17 protein-coding genes are annotated in these 12,053 nt (G+C 63.5%); 16 read left to right on the forward strand and 1 reads right to left on the reverse strand.

Going from position 1 to position 12,053, the window contains the following annotated elements:
* The first annotated feature begins 1 nt into the window (after position 1).
* From IEX64_RS02575 to IEX64_RS02605, 7 genes are all read left to right on the forward strand, one after another.
* Positions 2-472 carry a NifX-associated nitrogen fixation protein gene (locus IEX64_RS02575; protein ID WP_188817968.1) on the forward strand — a complete coding sequence of 157 codons (471 nt, stop codon included), beginning with the start codon at positions 2-4 and terminating at the stop codon, positions 470-472.
* 14 nt (positions 473-486) lie between these two features.
* Complete coding sequence (locus tag IEX64_RS02580) at positions 487-690, forward strand: CCE_0567 family metalloprotein (protein WP_188817970.1); 204 nt, start codon at positions 487-489, stop codon at positions 688-690.
* Positions 687-977 (forward strand): ferredoxin III, nif-specific, encoded by a 291-nt coding sequence (gene fdxB / locus IEX64_RS02585; RefSeq protein ID WP_188817971.1) that lies wholly within the window; start codon positions 687-689, stop codon positions 975-977. The genes IEX64_RS02580 and fdxB overlap by 4 nt, the downstream gene beginning before the upstream one ends.
* A gap of 75 nt (positions 978-1,052) precedes the next feature.
* Entirely contained in the window at positions 1,053-1,676 is a 624-nt protein-coding gene (locus tag IEX64_RS02590) for a nitrogen fixation protein NifQ (protein ID WP_188817972.1), read from the forward strand.
* Positions 1,673-2,065 carry a group III truncated hemoglobin gene (locus tag IEX64_RS02595; RefSeq protein ID WP_229710029.1) on the forward strand — a complete coding sequence of 131 codons (393 nt, stop codon included), beginning with the start codon at positions 1,673-1,675 and terminating at the stop codon, positions 2,063-2,065. Before IEX64_RS02590 ends, IEX64_RS02595 begins: the two co-directional genes overlap by 4 nt.
* On the forward strand, positions 2,062-2,472 hold the full coding sequence (locus IEX64_RS02600) for a Rieske (2Fe-2S) protein (RefSeq protein ID WP_188817974.1): 411 nt from the start codon (positions 2,062-2,064) through the stop codon (positions 2,470-2,472). Before IEX64_RS02595 ends, IEX64_RS02600 begins: the two co-directional genes overlap by 4 nt.
* 64 nt (positions 2,473-2,536) lie before the next feature.
* Positions 2,537-3,112, forward strand: a complete 576-nt coding sequence (locus IEX64_RS02605; RefSeq protein ID WP_188817975.1) for an NAD(P)H-dependent oxidoreductase — start codon at positions 2,537-2,539, stop codon at positions 3,110-3,112.
* Positions 3,113-3,131: 19 nt separating this feature from the next.
* Here the strand turns inward: IEX64_RS02605 and IEX64_RS02610 are convergent, their stop codons facing one another.
* A complete protein-coding gene (locus tag IEX64_RS02610; RefSeq protein ID WP_188817976.1) occupies positions 3,132-3,740 on the reverse strand; it encodes a hypothetical protein in 609 nt (202 codons plus the stop codon).
* 265 nt (positions 3,741-4,005) lie between these two features.
* Between IEX64_RS02610 and IEX64_RS02615 the strand changes: the two genes are divergently transcribed.
* From IEX64_RS02615 to IEX64_RS02655, 9 genes are read left to right on the forward strand one after another with little or no spacing between them, the layout of a single operon-like run.
* Positions 4,006-4,326 carry a HesB/IscA family protein gene (locus IEX64_RS02615; RefSeq protein ID WP_039285898.1) on the forward strand — a complete coding sequence of 107 codons (321 nt, stop codon included), beginning with the start codon at positions 4,006-4,008 and terminating at the stop codon, positions 4,324-4,326.
* Between the two features lie 12 nt (positions 4,327-4,338).
* Positions 4,339-5,262 carry a Fe-S cluster assembly protein NifU gene (gene nifU, locus IEX64_RS02620; protein WP_188817977.1) on the forward strand — a complete coding sequence of 308 codons (924 nt, stop codon included), beginning with the start codon at positions 4,339-4,341 and terminating at the stop codon, positions 5,260-5,262.
* A 17-nt stretch (positions 5,263-5,279) separates the two neighbouring features.
* Complete coding sequence (gene nifS, locus IEX64_RS02625; protein WP_188817978.1) at positions 5,280-6,488, forward strand: cysteine desulfurase NifS; 1,209 nt, start codon at positions 5,280-5,282, stop codon at positions 6,486-6,488.
* 27 nt (positions 6,489-6,515) lie between these two features.
* Positions 6,516-7,658, forward strand: coding sequence for a homocitrate synthase (gene nifV / locus IEX64_RS02630; protein ID WP_188817979.1), 1,143 nt, complete (start codon positions 6,516-6,518; stop codon positions 7,656-7,658).
* Positions 7,658-8,404 (forward strand): serine O-acetyltransferase, encoded by a 747-nt coding sequence (gene cysE, locus IEX64_RS02635; RefSeq protein ID WP_188817980.1) that lies wholly within the window; start codon positions 7,658-7,660, stop codon positions 8,402-8,404. The genes nifV and cysE overlap by 1 nt, the downstream gene beginning before the upstream one ends.
* The gene (gene nifW / locus IEX64_RS02640; RefSeq protein WP_188817981.1) at positions 8,391-8,750 is read left to right on the forward strand and encodes a nitrogenase stabilizing/protective protein NifW; all 360 of its coding nucleotides are present in this window, start codon (positions 8,391-8,393) and stop codon (positions 8,748-8,750) included. The genes cysE and nifW overlap by 14 nt, the downstream gene beginning before the upstream one ends.
* Positions 8,751-8,752: 2 nt before the next feature.
* Positions 8,753-9,610, forward strand: coding sequence for an electron transfer flavoprotein subunit beta/FixA family protein (locus IEX64_RS02645; protein WP_188817982.1), 858 nt, complete (start codon positions 8,753-8,755; stop codon positions 9,608-9,610).
* Between the two features lie 13 nt (positions 9,611-9,623).
* A complete protein-coding gene (locus IEX64_RS02650) occupies positions 9,624-10,724 on the forward strand; it encodes an electron transfer flavoprotein subunit alpha/FixB family protein (protein WP_188817983.1) in 1,101 nt (366 codons plus the stop codon).
* Between the two features lie 10 nt (positions 10,725-10,734).
* On the forward strand, positions 10,735-12,048 hold the full coding sequence (locus IEX64_RS02655; protein ID WP_188817984.1) for an FAD-dependent oxidoreductase: 1,314 nt from the start codon (positions 10,735-10,737) through the stop codon (positions 12,046-12,048).
* Positions 12,049-12,053 lie beyond the last annotated feature (5 nt).

Genomic DNA, 12,053 nt, shown 5'->3' on the forward strand with positions numbered 1-12,053 from the left:
AATGACCGAAGCCATCGTTGATCGGGCGGTTGAAGACCCCAAGGTAGAAGGCTTTGCGGCCGCGCTGGTACGCCAGATGCGCGCCGAGGACACGCACGGGCATTGGGAGCGCAAGAGCGATGCGCAACTGCTCGAACCCTTTATCCTCGACAAGGAAAAGCGCCGTGCGATCCCGATCATCGGGGATCCCGATCCCGACACGCTCTGGCGACTCCAGCTTTTCTATGGTGCGCTGTGCCTGGAAATCGAGCGGCTTACGCGGCGCATGGTCCAGCCGATGATGAAGATGAGCCATGAGGGCTTTGGCCGTATGGTCTTGATCGGCGGCCGTCTTGTCGTGCTCAACAAGCAGCTTCGCGACGTTCACCGCTTCGGCTTCGACAGTATCGAAAAGCTCAATGCAGAGGCGGAAAAGATGCTCGGTCAGGCGGTCGGCATGATCGAGAAGTTTCCGGAAGTCGCAGACTACTGAGGGAGACCCGGAAAATGTCCGATGTCGAAACCTTGAAAGCCGAAGTGAAAAAGCTGTGGGCCAAGGCCATGCAGGCCAAGATGGACCTGCATGATCTTTCCGAAGAACTGCCCATCGGTGTCGAGAACGTCATAGTCACGGCCGAGCGGGTGCGCGATGCCTATGCCGCGCTGTCCGACAAACGCGCCGAACTGAAGGCCTTGGAGGAGGAGGCGTGACCGCGCTGCTAACCCGGGGCGGGCGCGAGTGGGTGCCCGACTACCTCGTAAGCATCGATCCGGAGGTCTGCATCGGGTGCGGGCGCTGCTTCAAGGTCTGCGGTCGCGACGTGATGACCCTCAAGGGTGTGAACGAGGACGGCGATGTCGTCGATCTCGACGACGATGATGACGATGAAATCGAAAAGCGTGTGATGGCGATCAATGACGCCGATGCCTGCATCGGCTGTGGTGCCTGTGCACGCGTTTGCCCGACCAATTGCCAGACGCACGCAGCTGCGGCCTGACAGCAGACAAGAACAGGTCGGCGGACAGCAGGAGAGGGCCCGGAGGAGTGCGATGAACTGACGAGGAGAACGGTGATGGGACGTGCAGAATCGATCTATGCGGAGCTTCTCTGGCAAGGCGGAAACGCGCATGTGCCGCCTGTCGACGTTCACTTATCATCCTGCATTCTTGCGCTCGCGCTGTTCGAATCGGAGTGCGAAAGCACGAGTCTCGCCGATGCCACCGGGCTCGACGGCGAAGAGTTGAACGAGCTGTGCCGTATCGTCTTCCCGCATGTGTGCCTGCCCGAAGCGGGCGAGCCGACTGTCGGCAAGGAGGAACAGGCCTTGCGCGACATCCTCTGGATGAACTGTGCCGAGGCCTCCGTTCTCGAATTGCTACTCACCCGGCTCGTTGCGCGGCGCTGCCAGCGGCCGAACCACCTCTGGCAGGACCTTGGCCTTGCCAGCCGCACTGAACTCTCGATGCTGATGGAACTGCACTTTCCGCGCCTGGCGATGAAGAACAGCGCGGACATGAAGTGGAAGAAGTTCTTCTATCGCATGATGTGCACGTCCGAGGGTTTTCGCCTGTGCTCGGCGCCGGTCTGCAGCGAATGCGACGACTTCGACGCCTGTTTCGGCGCGGAGGACGGCGAGGCGCTGCTCGCGCGGATCGCCAATGGCAAGACCGCTGCCCCGAAGGAGATGCGCCAGTGAAGCAGGACCCTGAAGCCGCGATCATGGCGATGGTGCGCCGTTTCTATGCGCTGTCGCTCGAAGACGACCTCTTGGGCCCGATGTTTCGTGCCGAGATATCCGATTTCGACGAGCATTACGGCATTGTCGCTGACTTCTGGTCGCATTCCTTGCTCGGCACCGATCGCTACAAGCGAGGCACGCCTTATACCCATCACGTCGGCCTCAAGGTCGAGGAGGTGCATTTCGACCGCTGGATGGCGGCTTTCGAACAGGCGGTGGGCGAGGAACTTCCCGAAGATCTGGCCGGTCTCGCCATGCAGCGCGCCCGGCACATGACCGAGAGTTTCAAGATGGGCATGCTGCCCTTGCCGACACCGAAAGTGCGCCCGGCGGGCGCGCCGGCATGATGACAGGCGAACTGTTCGCCGTCTGCGCGCTGGAGGATATTCCCAACCGTAGGGCCGTGCCCTTCGTTCTTGCGCGGCGCAACGAAACCGGTGACGTGGGGCCCTGGCCGATCTTCATCCTGCGGTGGGGCCGCAATGTGCGGGCCTACGAAAACCGCTGTCCGCATCAGGACACCAATCTCGATTGGGAACAGGGCGAGTTTCTCGACGGCGAGGGTACGCGCATTCAGTGCGGCAAGCACGGCGCGCTGTTCGATCTGGGGTCGGGCGAATGTGTCGACGGTCCATGCACGGGCCAGCACCTTACCGCCATCGACACGGTCATCGACGATGAGGACGATATCTGCCTGACGGGCATCGACCTTGTTGAGGACGATGACTTCGACAGCGGGCAGGGGCTCGAATAGGATTGTTGCGCCGGAGTTGATCGCTGTCATCGCACCGATCGCATTCGCGCGTATGGTCGGCGGCATGACTCGCATTCTGATTATCGACGGCCACCCCGATCGCGCCGAACACTTCCTCCACGCCGCAGCGGACGCCTATGCCGAAGGGGCGGAATCCGGCGGGCACGACGTGCGCCGCATCGAAGTCGCCAGGCTCGACTTTCCGCTGATCCGCTCGGAACAGCAGTTTCATGCGGATGACGTGCCCTGCGACATTTCGGCCGCGCAGCAGGCGATCCGGTGGGCAGAGCACATCGTCGTGCTCTATCCGCTATGGCTGGGGGAGACGCCGGCCTTCTTCAAGGCGTTCCTTGAGCAGGTGGCACGGCCGAACTTCGCCTTTGCTCCCAGCGATGGCGGCTTTCCCAAGGGTACGCTGGAAGGCCGTTCCGCGCGGATGATCGTGACGATGGGAATGCCGGCGCCGGTCTATAAGCTCTACTACGGAGCCCATGGTGTGAAGAGCTTCAAACGCAACATCCTTGAATTCGTGGGGATGGACCCGGTGCGCTATGCGATCATCGGTTCGGTCGACGGGCCGGAGAAGCATCGGACGCGGTGGCTGGAACGGCTGCGCCGCTGGGGCGAACAGGCGCACTGACCACCGCGTCTGGATTTCATCAGACCGGACGGTTCTCGTTGCGATTGCGCACCGGTTCCATCGTCGCGACGCCGTCCTCGTAGCTCAGTTCCGGATACGACATCGTCTCGTCGGCCAGAGCATTCAGGACGTGCTCGAGCTTTTCCGGCCCGCTCATCTTCTTCACGTCGTTCTTCTCGATGCCGACAAGTTCGAGCGTTTCCTTCCACACTGTTGATTCATCGAGCGGCAGGATCTTCGCGGTGATCCCGCCGGGCAGGGGCACTGTGTACTGCTTCAGGAAGTCGATGTTGTTGACGAAGAACAGATAGGTGCCTTCGGGCACCAGAAAGTCCGCCAGTACGTCGGCGACGTCCTTCAACCACGCGAAGTTGTGCAGATAACCAGCCAGGACGGGGAACTTGCCAGTCGAGGCATCGGCGACGGCGAGCACCTGCTCGAGCGAGTAGGCCGGCGGACGGGCTTCGTCGGCAACCTGGTCCTGAAAGGCGAGCGCAATGTCGACGCGGAAGCCGAAAGTGCCGGCCTTGGGGAGCGGCTCCTTGAGAACCGCGTTGAGCAGGCGGTGCTGGGAGGCAAGCGTGCCGAAGGCCGTGTCCTCGAGGCGCACGGTTTCGAGTGTGGTCATTGTGATCTCCTGGTGAACTTGCGCGATAGTTCGTGCGCGCGCCCTACACGCAAGAACCGGGCCGTTTGGGCTTTGCCCGTCCTGTCGGGCGCGCGACACATGGGCTTTGTGTGCATCGCAACATTTGCGCTGTTGGGATTGTGCCAAAGCCGACACGTGCGCGTCGCATTCCTGTCGGCCATTCGCGCTTTTTCGAGGCTTTGCGCAGTTGGCACGGTGCTTGCTGCGATGCCCTCACGGAAATCCCTAGCGAGAGTGGCAGACGATGATCGTACTCACCGACAGTGCCGTGAATGCCGTCCGCAACGCCATAGAGCAGGCAGATGCCGAGCCGGCGGGCCTGCGTATCCAGGTCGAGGCGGGTGGGTGCGCCGGCTACAAATACATGATGGGCCTCGTGGGAGCGCCCGAGGCGGATGACGCAGTCGTTCAGAGCGATGGCGTCAGCGTCTTCATCGACCCGACGAGCCAGCCGCTGCTGGCCGGTACCACGATCGATTTCGTGGTGGCGCTCGAAGGCTCGGGCTTCACTTTCGACAACCCCAACGCATCGAACAGCTGCTCATGCGGCAAGTCATTTGGCTGACGGAGACCGGCAATGTGGGAATATAGCGAAAAGGTCAAAGACTACTTCTTCAACCCCAAGAACAGCGGGATCCTTGACGACGCGGACGGCGTCGGCGACGTCGGCGCGCTGAGCTGCGGCGATGCGCTGCGGCTGATGATCAAGGTCGATCCGGTCACCCAGATCATCACCGATGCCCGCTTCCAGACCTTCGGCTGCGGTTCGGCGATCGCCAGCTCCTCGGCACTGACCGAGCTGATCATCGGCAAGACCATCGAAGAAGCGATGAAGATATCCAACCAGGACATCGCCGACTTCCTCGGCGGTCTGCCGCCCGAAAAGATGCACTGCTCGGTGATGGGCTACGAGGCGCTTCAGGCAGCCGTCGCCAACTACCGCGGCGAGGAGTGGGTTGACGATCACGAGGAAGGCGCGCTGATCTGCAAGTGCTTCGGTGTCGATGAAGGCATGATCGAGCGCACCATTCGCTCCAACACCCTGACCCGGGTGGAAGACATCACCAACTTCACCAAGGCTGGTGGCAGCTGCGCGACCTGCGCCGAAGATATCGAGGCCGTCCTTGAGCGCGTCAATGCCGAGATGGTCGAAGACGGCCTGATCACGGCTGCAGAGGCTTTCGTGCCGGGTCCCGTCCCCGTGCTTGCAAAGCCAAAGAAGATTGTCGCGGCAGCAGCGCCGGCGGAGAAGAAGCCGCTCACCACGCTGCAGAAGATCCGGCTGATCGAAGAAACGATCGAGCAGATCCGTCCTTCGCTCCAGCGTGACGGCGGCGACTGCGAACTGGTCGACGTCGAAGGCAACCGGGTGATCGTCAAGCTCACCGGCGCCTGTGTCGGCTGCCACCTGTCGAGCGCCACGATCGAGGGCGTGCAGGCCCGCCTCGTCGAGGCGGTCGGCATTCCGCTGCTCGTCGTTCCCGCTGCTCCCGTGCACTGATCGAAAGGACCCGCGCCATGGCCCCCGAACCGGTCTATCTCGACAACAACGCCACCACCCGCTGCGACCCGGCCGTGGTGGAGGCGATGCTTCCCTACTTTTCCGAGCAATTCGGTAATGCTTCCTCGATGCATGCCTTCGGGGCCCAGGTCGGCGATGCGCTGTCCAAGGCCCGCAAGCAGCTTCAGGCTCTGCTGGGCGCCGAGTTCGATCACGAGATCATCTATACCTCGGGCGGCACCGAGGCGGACAACATGGCGATCCTCTCGGCGCTCGAAACGCAGCGCGACCGCGACGAGATCGTGACGTCCGCTGTCGAGCACCCGGCGGTGCTGAGCCTCGTTGCCCATCTCGAAAAGACCGGGCGCGCCAAGGTCCACATCATCGGTGTGGATGCGAAAGGCCGTCTCGACATGGAGGCCTATCGCAAGGCGCTCGGCCCGAAGACGGCGATCGTCTCGATCATGTGGGCCAACAATGAGACGGGCACGATCTTCCCGGTCGAGCAGCTGGCGCACATGGCCCATCAGGCCGGCGCACTGTTCCACACCGATGCGGTGCAAGCAGCCGGCAAGATCCCGATCAACATGGCCGAAAGCGAAATCGACATGCTCTCGTTGTCGGGTCACAAGCTGCACGGTCCCAAGGGCATTGGCGCGCTCTATGCCCGCAAGGGCACCCGCCTGCGCCCGCTGATCCGTGGCGGGCATCAGGAACGCGGCCGCCGGGCCGGGACCGAGAATGCACCGGCCATCATCGGCCTGGGCAAGGCCGCCGAACTGGCGCTCGAACACATGGCCGACGAGCAGACCCGCGTTGCCGGCCTGCGTGACAGGTTGGAAAAGGGCCTGCTCCAGCGCATCGGCAACGCCTTCGTCACTGGAGATACCGAGAACCGGCTGCCCAACACCGCCAATGTCGCGTTCGAATATATCGAGGGCGAGGCGATCCTGCTGTTCATGAACCGCGAGGGCATTGCCGCCAGCTCCGGCTCGGCCTGCACCTCGGGCTCGCTCGAACCCAGCCATGTGCTGCGGGCGATGAACGTACCCTACACCGCCGCCCACGGTGCCATCCGCTTCTCGTTCAGCCGCGAGAACGGCGAGACCGACGTGGACCGCGTGCTCGAAGCCATGCCGCAGATCATCGAGCGGCTGCGCGAGATGTCTCCGTTCTGGCGCGAGCGCGACAAGGCCGACGCCGGTTTCAACCCGACCTATGCCTGACCCCTGCATGTGAGGAGGAACATTAGCATGCCCGCCTATCTGCCCCGCGTCATCATCAACGACAGCACGCTGCGCGATGGCGAGCAGTCGCCCGGTGTAGCCTTCACGCTCGAAGAAAAGCTCGCGATTGCCGCCGCACTCGAAGCGGCGGGGATCGACGAGATCGAGGCGGGCACACCGGCGATGGGTGGGCAGGAGATCGAGGCGATTGCCGCCATGGTCGCGCAGGCGAAGACCGCCGAAGTGATCCCCTGGTGCCGGATGACCCGCACCGATGTCGAAGCCGCCGTGCTTACCGGAGCTTCGCGGGTTCATCTCTCGGTGCCGGTTTCGGATCGCCAGATCCACGCAAAGTTCGGCACCGGCCGCGCCGATGTGCTTGCCCGCATCGCCGATGTCGTGGGCTATGCTCGCGAACTGGGCCTGCGGGTCTCGGTGGGCGGCGAGGATGCCAGCCGGGCTGACCTCGCCTTTCTCAAGCGGGTAGTGATTGCGGTCGAGGAAGCCGGCGGGCACCGGTTCCGCTTTGCCGATACGCTGGGCGTGCTTGATCCCTTCGGCACCTGCGACGTGTTCCGCGAACTGGCGCGCGAAACCGATATCGAGCTGGAATTCCACGGCCACGACGATCTCGGCCTTGCCACGGCCAACACGCTGGCTTCCGTGCGCGGCGGAGCGACCCATGTCAGCGTCTGCGTGCTCGGCCTCGGCGAACGCGCGGGCAATGCGCCGCTAGAGGAAGTCGTGACCGGGCTCGGCGAGACGCTGGGCCGCCTGACCGGCGTGAACCTGGTGCAGCTTCCCGCTCTCGCGACGCTGGTGGCCGATGCCGCGCGCCGGGCTATTCCGGAAAACAAGCCGATTGTCGGTTCGATGGTTTTCAGCCACGAATCCGGCATCCACGTCTCCGGCCTGTTGCGCGATGCCGCAACCTACGAGGCGCTCGATCCCGTCCGCTTCGGGCGTGAACGCCGCATCGTACTGGGCAAGCATTCGGGCCGGGCCGCACTGCGCTCCACGCTGCGCTCGATCGGTCTGGATTGCGATCATGAACGCATGGAGCGCCTGCTGGCCGAAGTTCGCGCGCGCGCCAGCCTCACCAAGCGGCCGGTGGAATTGGCCGACCTCGCGCTGATGCATAGTGCATCGGCGATGGAAGGGGCGGTGTGATGCCGTACTCCACGCTCATCGATCAGGTTGCGCCAGAGGCTTCGCGCCGCAAGCCGTCGCTGGTGGCGATGATCCGTGACGACATCGCGTGCGTTGCGGCGCGCGATCCGGCGGCCAGCGGCACGCTGGAGATTGTGCTGACCTATCCGGGGGTGCATGCCATCGTCTGGCATCGCATGGCCCATCGCCTGTGGCAGCGCAGGATGCGCTTTCCGGCGCGCTTTCTCGCCTGGTTCGCGCGGCTGATGACCAATGTCGATATTCACCCCGCCGCGACCATCGGCCGCCGCTTTTTCATCGATCACGGTGCCGGCGTGGTGATCGGCGAAACCGCCGAGATTGGCGACGACGTTACGCTCTACCACGGGGTGACGCTGGGCGGCACGAGCTGGTCGCCCGGCAAGCGCCACCCGACGCTCGAAGACGGCGTGCTCGTCGGTTGCGGGGCGAAGATCCTCGGCCCCATCATGGTAGGGAAGGGCGCGCGCGTCGGCGCGAACAGCGTGGTCGTCGATCCCGTGCCGCCGGCGATGACCGTGATCGGCATTCCCGGCAGGCTTGTGCGCGCAGCGTCGGACCGCCGCCGGATCGGCGGGCGGATCGATCTCGACCATCACCTTATGCCCGATCCGGTGGGCGAGGCGATTTCCGAGCTGCTCGACCGCATTGATTTTCTCGAAATGCGCCTTGCGCACCGCGAAGGCCGCGAACCCACTTGCGAGGAGGACATCCATGAGCCTGCTTGACGATCTTCAGGGTCTCTCGAGCGCGGAGGACTTCTTCACGTTTCTCGGCGTGCCCTACGAACCAACGGTGGTGCACGTCGCCCGGTTGCACATCATGCGGCGCATGGGCCAGTACTTGCGCGGCAGCGAAGTCGAAGGCGCGCTGGAAGCGGCCGACGATGAAGCGCTCTTCGCGCTGTGCCGCGACCATCTGACGCAGGCCTACGAGGACTTCGTCGGCTCCTCGCCGATCGAGGAGCGGGTTTTCAAGGTCCACAAGGACGCGGTCCTGCCCAAGCCCGAACCGAACCAGCCGTTCGTTCCGCTCACCGCCCTTACCGGCCAAACCCTTTCTGCAGGAGAGTGACCATGCATATCGTCGTATGCATCAAGCAGGTCCCCGACAGCGGCCAGATCCGCGTCCACCCCGTGACCAACACGATCATGCGTCAGGGCGTGCCGACGATCATCAATCCTTACGACCTCTTCGCGCTCGAAGAGGCGCTGCGCCTCAAGGACAAGTTGGGTGCGACAGTCACCGTGCTGACCATGGGCCCGCCCACCGCCGCAGACTCGCTGCGCAAGGCGCTGACCTTCGGTGCGGATCGCGCAGTTCTGCTCACCGACCGCTACTTCGCCGGCTCGGACACGCTGGCGACCAGTTTCGCGCTGTCGATGGCGCTCAAGAAAGTCGCGGAAGAGTTCGGCAAGCCCGAGATCATCTTCACCGGCAAGCAGACCATCGATGGCGATACCGCGCAGGTCGGCCCCGGCATCGCTAAGCGGCTCGACTACAACCAGCTCACTTACATATCCCGCATCGTCGAGACCGATCTCGACGGCGGCACGATCCGGGTGGAACGCCGCGCCGAAGGCGGGCTGCAGGTGCTCGAAACGAAGCTGCCAGTGCTCATCACCATGCTGGAAGCCAGCAACGAGATGCGTCGCGGCTCGATCGAGAATGCCCTGATCGCCGCGCGTGCGGACGTCGTCACCTGGAATGCGCAAGCCGTGGGCATCGAGGACCTCACCAAATGCGGTCTGCGTGGCTCGCCGACCATCGTGAAAAAGGTCTTCGCGCCCACGGCCCGCACCGAAAAGGCCCAAATCGTCGAAGCCGAAGGCAAGGCCGACGCCAGGGCGGCGGCGCTTGTCGAAGCCATTTTCGCCAAAGCTCCGGCTGTGGAGAGCGACCTGCTCGAAAACGCCGCGCAGCACTACGTCTGAAGGAGGAACGACCATGGCCGAGGAGAAGAAACCCGCTCCCGCCGCTGGTGGAGGGCGTGCCAATACCAAGAAGGAACTGCCCGAGCACTTCAAGGCGTACAAACACGTCTGGGTCGCGGTGGAGATCGAACACGGCCAGGTCCACTCGGTGTCGTTCGAACTGCTGGGCGAAGGCCGCAAGTTGGCCGAAAAGCGCGGCGTTGAACTGGCCGCTTGCGTTATGGGCGATGATCGGGCCAGCCTGGAGGAAGCCGCCAAGGCCTGCTTCGAATATGGCGCGGATTGCGTCTATGTCGTGCAGGACCCGGCGCTGAAGCACTACCGAAACGAGACCTCGACCAAGGTCCTGACCGATCTGGTCAATACCTATCAGCCGGAAATCCTGCTGCTGGGCGCGACCAACCTTGGCCGCGATCTCGCCGGCTCGGTGGCGACAACGCTGCAGACGGGCCTGACCGCGGACTGCACCGAACTCGCCATCGACGACGAAGGCTCACTGGCAGCCACGCGCCCGACGTTCGGCGGATCGCTGCTCTGCACGATCTTCACGCTCAACTTCCGCCCGCAGATGGCGACCGTGCGCCCGCGCGTTCTCGCCATGCCGGACCGTCAGGAAGGCCGCACCGGCAAGATCATCGAATTCGATCCGAAGTTGGTCGAGGAAGACGTCATCACCAAGGTGCTCTACTTCATCGCCGATCGCGATACCGACAAGGCCAACCTGCCTTATGCCGACATCGTCGTTGCCGGCGGACTTGGGCTCGGTTCGGCCGAGAACTTCCAGCTCGTGAAGGAACTGGCAGAGGTGCTCGGCGCCGAATACGGAGGCTCGCGCCCGCTGGTCCAGAAGGGCTGGATTACCTCGGACCGCCAGATCGGCCAGACTGGCAAGACCATCCGGCCCAAGCTCTACATTGCCGCCGGCATTTCCGGTGCGATCCAGCACCGCGTCGGCGTGGAAGGCGCCGATGTGATCGTGGCGATCAATACCGATCCCAATGCGCCGATCTTCGAGTTCGCGCACCTGGGCATCGTTGCCGACGCCGTGACCCTGCTCCCTGCGCTGACCGACGCCTTCGCGGCGCGGCTGCGCGTCAACCGTCTTGCAAGCTGAGGAGGCTCCGATGGGTGAATTCAACAAGCCGTTCGACGCCATCGTCGTGGGGGCAGGGCCCTCCGGCAATGCCGCCGCTTACACGATGGCCAAGGAAGGCCTCAATGTCCTGCAGATCGAGCGCGGCGAATATGCGGGCTCGAAGAACGTGCAGGGCGCGATCCTCTACGCCGATGCGCTCGAGAAGATCATCCCCGAATTTCGCGACGAAGCGCCGCTGGAACGCCATGTGATCGAACAGCGCATGTGGACGATGGACGATCGCTCGCACACCGGCATGCATTACCGCTCGGACGACTTCAACGAGGAGAAGCCGAACCGCTACACGATCCTGCGCGCGCAGTTTGATAAGTGGTTTTCGTCGAAAGTGAAGGAGGCCGGCGCGCTGGTGCTTTATGAAACCACCGTTACCGAGCTCGTCCGCGATCTGTCGGGCAAGGTCATCGGCGTGCGCACCGACCGGCAGGGCAGCCCGATCATGGCCAATGTCGTGGTTCTGGCCGAAGGCGTGAACGGGCTGGTCGGCCAGCGGTCTGGCCTGCGCGACGAGCTTGCGCCCGACACCGTCGCGCTCGCGGTCAAAGAGATGCACTTCCTGCCCCGCGAGACGATCGAGGCGCGCTTCAACCTCTCCGGCAATGAAGGCGTGGTGATCGAGGCGATGGGCACGATCACCAAGGGCATGACCGGCACCGGCTTTCTCTACACCAACGAGGAATCGATCTCGGTCGGTATCGGCTGCATCGTCTCCGACTTCGCCGAAACCGACGTGACGCCGAACGAACTGCTCGAAGCGTTCAAGAACCACCCCTCGATCAAACCGCTGCTGGCGGACTCCGAGTGCAAGGAATACGCCGCGCACCTTATTCCCGAGGGTGGCTACAAGGCCATTCCCCAACTCACCGGTGCGGGCTGGATCGTCGTCGGCGATGCCGGGCAGTTCGTGAATGCGGTGCACCGCGAGGGCTCCAACCTCGCCATGACCACCGGCCGTGTGGCAGCTGAAACCGTCGTGTCGCTGACCCGCAAGCGCGAGGAAATGACGGCTGCGAACCTTGCCGCGTACCAAAAGCGCCTCGCGCAGTCCTTCGTGATGAAGGATCTCAAGAAATACAAGGGCATCCCCGAGTTGCTGCACAAGAACAAGGGCAACTTCTTCGGGACTTATCCCAAGTTGCTGAGCCAGGCGATGCAGACCTGGTTCCGCGTCGACGGGATCGACAAGGTCTCCAAGGAAAAGGCCATCTTCCGCAATTTCCGCGAGACGCGGACCCTGTGGGGAATGATGGGCGATGCCTTCCGGGTGGTCCGCGCCTGGCGCTGATGCGG

Source organism: Novosphingobium indicum (assembly GCF_014645195.1).
GTDB lineage: Bacteria > Pseudomonadota > Alphaproteobacteria > Sphingomonadales > Sphingomonadaceae > Novosphingobium > Novosphingobium indicum.

Bases quoted from the DNA above. Each gene is read 5' to 3' on its own strand.
- IEX64_RS02575 (WP_188817968.1), top strand. From the start codon at position 2: ATGACCGAAGCCATCGTTGATCGGGCGGTTGAAGACCCCAAGGTAGAA.
- IEX64_RS02580 (WP_188817970.1), top strand. From the start codon at position 487: ATGTCCGATGTCGAAACCTTGAAAGCCGAAGTGAAAAAGCTGTGGGCC.
- IEX64_RS02590 (WP_188817972.1), top strand. From the start codon at position 1,053: ATGGGACGTGCAGAATCGATCTATGCGGAGCTTCTCTGGCAAGGCGGA.
- IEX64_RS02600 (WP_188817974.1), top strand. From the start codon at position 2,062: ATGATGACAGGCGAACTGTTCGCCGTCTGCGCGCTGGAGGATATTCCC.
- IEX64_RS02605 (WP_188817975.1), top strand. From the start codon at position 2,537: ATGACTCGCATTCTGATTATCGACGGCCACCCCGATCGCGCCGAACAC.
- IEX64_RS02610 (WP_188817976.1), bottom strand. From the start codon at position 3,740: ATGACCACACTCGAAACCGTGCGCCTCGAGGACACGGCCTTCGGCACG.
- IEX64_RS02615 (WP_039285898.1), top strand. From the start codon at position 4,006: ATGATCGTACTCACCGACAGTGCCGTGAATGCCGTCCGCAACGCCATA.
- nifU (WP_188817977.1), top strand. From the start codon at position 4,339: ATGTGGGAATATAGCGAAAAGGTCAAAGACTACTTCTTCAACCCCAAG.
- nifS (WP_188817978.1), top strand. From the start codon at position 5,280: ATGGCCCCCGAACCGGTCTATCTCGACAACAACGCCACCACCCGCTGC.
- nifV (WP_188817979.1), top strand. From the start codon at position 6,516: ATGCCCGCCTATCTGCCCCGCGTCATCATCAACGACAGCACGCTGCGC.
- cysE (WP_188817980.1), top strand. From the start codon at position 7,658: ATGCCGTACTCCACGCTCATCGATCAGGTTGCGCCAGAGGCTTCGCGC.
- nifW (WP_188817981.1), top strand. From the start codon at position 8,391: ATGAGCCTGCTTGACGATCTTCAGGGTCTCTCGAGCGCGGAGGACTTC.
- IEX64_RS02645 (WP_188817982.1), top strand. From the start codon at position 8,753: ATGCATATCGTCGTATGCATCAAGCAGGTCCCCGACAGCGGCCAGATC.
- IEX64_RS02650 (WP_188817983.1), top strand. From the start codon at position 9,624: ATGGCCGAGGAGAAGAAACCCGCTCCCGCCGCTGGTGGAGGGCGTGCC.
- IEX64_RS02655 (WP_188817984.1), top strand. From the start codon at position 10,735: ATGGGTGAATTCAACAAGCCGTTCGACGCCATCGTCGTGGGGGCAGGG.